Raw genomic sequence first — 4,752 nt, 5'->3', positions numbered from 1 at the left:
AGAAGACGAAACCCAGTGTTGCCCAAGAGGTATAAGGAGATCCGGGCATCCGGAAGGAGGGGCGAGTCAGCTCTCCTCGGAGTGCTCGCCGGTGTAGTGAAAGCTGACAGAGCACGATCACTGCCCACGTTGTCAGGGTGCCCAGAGAGGACACATTGATAGCGATCTCGAAGGCGTGCTCGGGGACAACGTAGTTCAGTCCGACTCCGATCAGGGTGATGCATGCGGTGAGGAGAATGCCACCGGTAGGGACGCCCGATTTGCTTATTTTGGCGGTGAAGCGTGGCGCTTTGCCGCCCATCGCCATTGACCGGAGGACCCGCCCGGTCGAGTAGAGGCCGGCGTTGAGGCTGGACAGTGCAGCGGTCAGGACGACGAAGTTCATGACATTGCCGGCGCCTGGTATGCCGAGTCGGGTGAAGAAGGTGACGAAAGGACTCTCGGACGCGCTGTAGGCGGTGTACGGAAGCAGGAGCACTAGCAACAGGACGGCGCCGACGTAGAAGATGACGATGCGCGCGATCACGCTGTTGATGGCTCGCGGCATGACTTTCTCGGGGTTTTTCGTCTCGCCCGCGGCGATGCCGACCAGTTCGATGCCCGAGTACGCGAAGGTGACACCAACGATCACGACGACCAGCGGAAGTGCTCCGTTGGGGAGCCAGCCTCCGTTGTCTGTGATGAGTGAGAATCCGGTAGACCCTCCGTCGACGGGGAATCGGAACGCGAGAATGATTCCGCCAACGACGAGGAAGGACACGAGTGCGAAGACTTTGATGATCGCGAACCAGAATTCGAGCTCACCGAAGACCTTGACCGACAACAGATTCACGAAGAGAACGATCGCGAGGGCCGCCAGAGCTAGCACCCACTGGGGTACGGAGGTGAAGAAATGCCAGTAGTGCACATAGATTGCGGCGGCGGTGACATCGACGATCGATGTAATGGCCCAGAGCATCCAGTACATCCAGCCGGCGACGAATGCCATCTTTTCGCCGTAGAACTCGCGGGCATAGGAAACGAAAGAACCGGACGTCGGTCGGTAGAGAACCAATTCGCCCATAGCGCGGAGCATGAGGAAGGCGAAGAAGCCTGTGACGGCGTAGATGAAGACGAGTGCCGGGCCGGCGGTGGCGAGTCGTCCACCTGCGCCGAGAAATAACCCGGTTCCGATTGCGCCTCCGATCGCGATCATCCGAATCTGGCGGGTTTTGAGGTCCTTCTTGTAGTCGCCGTCACCTTCGAGGAGGGCTCTGGCTGCGTTGTCGTCTTGAACGACGGAATGGGGTTCGTGTGAAGAGGGATTACTACTCATGGCTGTTTCCTCTATGCCAGGCGGATGGGTTTGAGTTCGTCGAACAAATCCCCGGGGCCGGGGTTGGTTTCCGGGGATCTACCGCCTAGCTGGTGCATGACACCCCAGACGGCGTTGAGACCTGTGGTGACTGCGCCTTCGACCCACCCGCCAGTCCATGAAATGTCGTCGCCGGCAAGGAATATGCCACGGTGTTCCGGCGGGAACTCCGATTGCATGAAGTGCGTGTACAAGCGCTCCTGGTAGCGGTAGTGCCCGGGCAGGTTGTCGCTGAAGGCGCCCATGAAGTTCGGGTCGGCTTCCCAGGAGACGGTGATGGGTTCCCCGACAATGTGTGCCGCGATGTCGACTCCTGGATAAATCTGGCCAAGCGAGTGCAGCATCATGCGGACACGTTCGTTCGGATCGAGCGGCATCCATTTGAGGGCGTCGTCGTTCCAGGTGTAGGACAGGCAGATCGCTGCGGGCTTGTCCGGTCCGTCGTCGATCAGGTACGTGCCACGGGTGATGCGATCGGTGAGCGGCGTGCTCATGACGTCGCGTCCGGTGGTGGGATCGACGTCCTTCCAGAAAGGCCGGTCCACCATGACGAAGGTTTTGGACGCTTGCATGTAGTGACTGCGTTCCATGGCCATCCACAATTTGTGGCTGAAAAGGTCTTCTTGGCAGTCAATTCGAGCTGATAGGAGCCATGACTGGCAGGTCGATATCACCGCGGCGTAGGACGAGGTATTGCCCCACTTGTCAGTGATGTCGATTCGGTTTCCGTCCGCATTCCTGGCGATCGCGGCGACCGCACCGCGCGGTGAGCCCCCGTGCAGTGACGCGAGGCTGGTTCCTTCCGGCCAGTGGGCGATGCCCTCAGGTACGTAGCGCCACAGACCGTACGGCACCTGGTCCGCGCCGCCGAGGATGCGCTGCTGATGGTCGTCGGCGTCGACGTAGACGACGCGCAGGAGCTCGAGGATCGAGTCGGGATAGTTGGTGTCCCATCCTCCGGTGCCGAACCCTACCTGGCCGAACGCTTCGCGATACTCGAAAGGCAACTCCGAGAACGCTTTCGAAGACTCAAGATATCCGTAGAAGGAAGTCCCATCGAACCGCGGCACGAGATCGTTCCAGATTTTCTTGATCTTCTCGAAATCACGATCTGCGATCGCGGCCTGCATCTCTCCGAAATGTGCGCGTTCTTCCAGACAATCGCTCCAAGCTTGTGCCATGTCCTGGAAGAACTGCGGCAGATCTCCGGTGGTTTGTGCGTAGTGGGCCTTGCCGGCCAGTTCGACGACGGTACTCGAGCTCGCCGGTGTCAACGGGTTCGGGAATGGGCTTGTGTCCAACCCGAGCATGTCCACGTAGTGAAAGAACGTCTGACTTGAGAGCGGGAAGCGCATGCCTCCGAGGTCGGCGACGGGTCCGTCTGAGCCGAATCTTTTGCCGCGCATGCGGCCTCCGAGTTCAGCAGATTCGTAGATGACGGGCCGCAGGCCCATCTTCATCAGTTCGTAGGCTGCGATCAGGCCGGCCATACCGCCACCCACGATCGCGACCTCGGTGCCGAACGTATCGGCGGGAACGGAGCCGATACCGTCGGTGTGTCGTACGAAATCATCGTACGGAAAGGGGAAGTCGGGGATGAGCATGGTGTGAGTGGGCGCTTCGTGCACGAGGGGTTCCTTGTCTTCCGGAAGTGGGGTAGGCTGCACCGCCCCCCCGGCCCCGAAACGAGAGCCGGCGGTAGTGCGAGATCTGTTGAGTTATGGCGTCAGTACAGATCTCGCCGACGCGAGACCAGATACGGGTTGGAACGACGTGCGCCGTCGAATAGCGGCGCGGAGATTTCTGCGACGATGACTTCCGCCAGGTCGGGACCGGCTGCGACGACTTCACCATCCGGCAAAGCAATGCAGCTGTAGCCCGCGAAGTCTCTTCCGGCGTGATTTGCGTATGCGATGGTGATGGTGTTTTCCAAGGCACGCGCGGGGACGATTCTGCGCGGAATGAGGGTGGTGTCGAAGGTGTCTGCCGAGGATGCGGAGCGGACCGGAACGGCAGTCGGGACCAGAAGTAGTTGCACACCGCTGTCGGTGACGGTTCGCACGAACTCCGGATACTCGACGTCGTAGCAGATTCCCAGGGCAACGGTGACACCTTCGAACGAGACCGTCTGTGGCAGAGACTGTCCCGGCGTGAAGTAGTCGACCTCACTGCCGAAGAGGTGAGTTTTTCTGTACGAGGTGAGGACGTCGCCCGCCGCGGAGACCAGGTGGGCCACGATGTAGCGCTGGGCGCCCTCGTGTTCGACGGTGGAGACGACAATTGCGATCTGGGTGTCACGAGCGATACGACGAACGGAGGACAGCGCGGCTGCACCGTCGATATCGTGAACAGCTGCGGGATCGTATCCACACGTGAACAACTCGGGCGTGACGAGAACTTGCGAGTCCTTGTCCTCGGCCTCCCAGGCCGCCGCTTCCAACCGCGACAGATTGCCGCCGATGTCTCCGATTCGTGCTGTCGCCTGCAGTACCGATATCCTCACGACTTGCTCCTCACTGTCGCAAGCGGGTGGCGACGGAACGACCGCAGAAACCGAACGTCGTGTTCGGAATGTATTGCTGCGTTGATGGTTTGACTGTGCGGGTGATCCTCGCGACATTGAGAGGATCGAAAGGCTGCTGTGCAAAATTCTCGTCGTTTGATGGACCTGGTCCAATAGCACGTCACAACCGGAATCCGGTGCCATACTGTGCGAACGCACACCGAGGAGTGAGCATGAATGACGACGAGATGATCCAGCGGTGGCGCACGCTGGTATCGGAACGCTATGACGAACTTGAGATTCTGACTGACCGGTTCGTCGTTCGGGTTCTGCGTGATCCGCTCTATGCTCGAATCGTCGATGTCGGGGACCTTCGCGAGACCAGCAGGCAGACGTTCGCGTTCATGCTCGACGCTCTGATCGACGTTGAGGCGATAACCAAGATCGAATCAATCGCCGGCAACCTCGGACGGAGAAGGGCAAGACAAGGAATTCCGCTCGAGAACCTGGTGGATGCGGTCAGGTTGGACTTTCCTGTGCTGTGGTCGACTTTGCTCGAACGTGCTGATAAAGATGACTTTGCAGTCATTGCGGCGCACGCCGAACGAGTGTGGAACGTCGTAGACACTTTTGCCAGGCTCGCGCAGACCAGCTATCTCGCGGAACAGGCAGAACTCGCTCGCGAACGACAGGACCTGCAGCGGCAGTACATCAGCTTGCTCTTCGAGGCGGTCGGACAATTCGAGGTCAACTTCGTTCAGATCGCGCAAGCGCTCGGGGTGCCGCGTGATGCCTACTTTCGCGTCGTCGCGGTACCTCGCTTGGCCGGAGCAGACCTTCGGCGTAACGCTGACCGGGCCGCTGCCGGCGGTCGCCGGATGTTCTTACACGAACT

4 protein-coding genes are annotated in these 4,752 nt (G+C 59.9%); 1 reads left to right on the top strand and 3 read right to left on the bottom strand.

All coding sequences use genetic code 11. From position 1 onward, the window contains the following. The 3 genes from A2J01_RS05240 to A2J01_RS05230 form a co-directional block, all read right to left on the bottom strand. Positions 1 to 1,315, bottom strand: a 1,315-nt coding sequence (locus A2J01_RS05240; protein WP_064112241.1) for an amino acid permease, incomplete at its 3' end; no start/stop codon positions are given. A gap of 11 nt (positions 1,316 to 1,326) precedes the next feature. Beyond that, positions 1,327 to 2,958 (bottom strand): flavin monoamine oxidase family protein, encoded by a 1,632-nt coding sequence (locus A2J01_RS05235; protein ID WP_082900801.1) that lies wholly within the window; start codon positions 2,956 to 2,958, stop codon positions 1,327 to 1,329. Positions 2,959 to 3,080: 122 nt separating this feature from the next. Beyond that, on the bottom strand, positions 3,081 to 3,857 hold the full coding sequence (locus tag A2J01_RS05230) for a nitrilase-related carbon-nitrogen hydrolase (protein ID WP_047269996.1): 777 nt from the start codon (positions 3,855 to 3,857) through the stop codon (positions 3,081 to 3,083). Positions 3,858 to 4,090: 233 nt separating this feature from the next. Between A2J01_RS05230 and A2J01_RS05225 the strand changes: the two genes are divergently transcribed. Then, a partial coding sequence (locus tag A2J01_RS05225; protein ID WP_197494159.1) for a hypothetical protein occupies positions 4,091 to 4,752 on the top strand: 662 nt, incomplete at its 3' end.

The sequence above is a fragment of the Rhodococcus sp. EPR-134 genome, from assembly GCF_001647205.1.
Classification (GTDB): Bacteria; Actinomycetota; Actinomycetes; order Mycobacteriales; family Mycobacteriaceae; genus Rhodococcus_F; species Rhodococcus_F qingshengii.
Note: the sequence above shows the minus strand (reverse complement) of the source record. Positions and strands in the feature narration are given on the sequence as shown.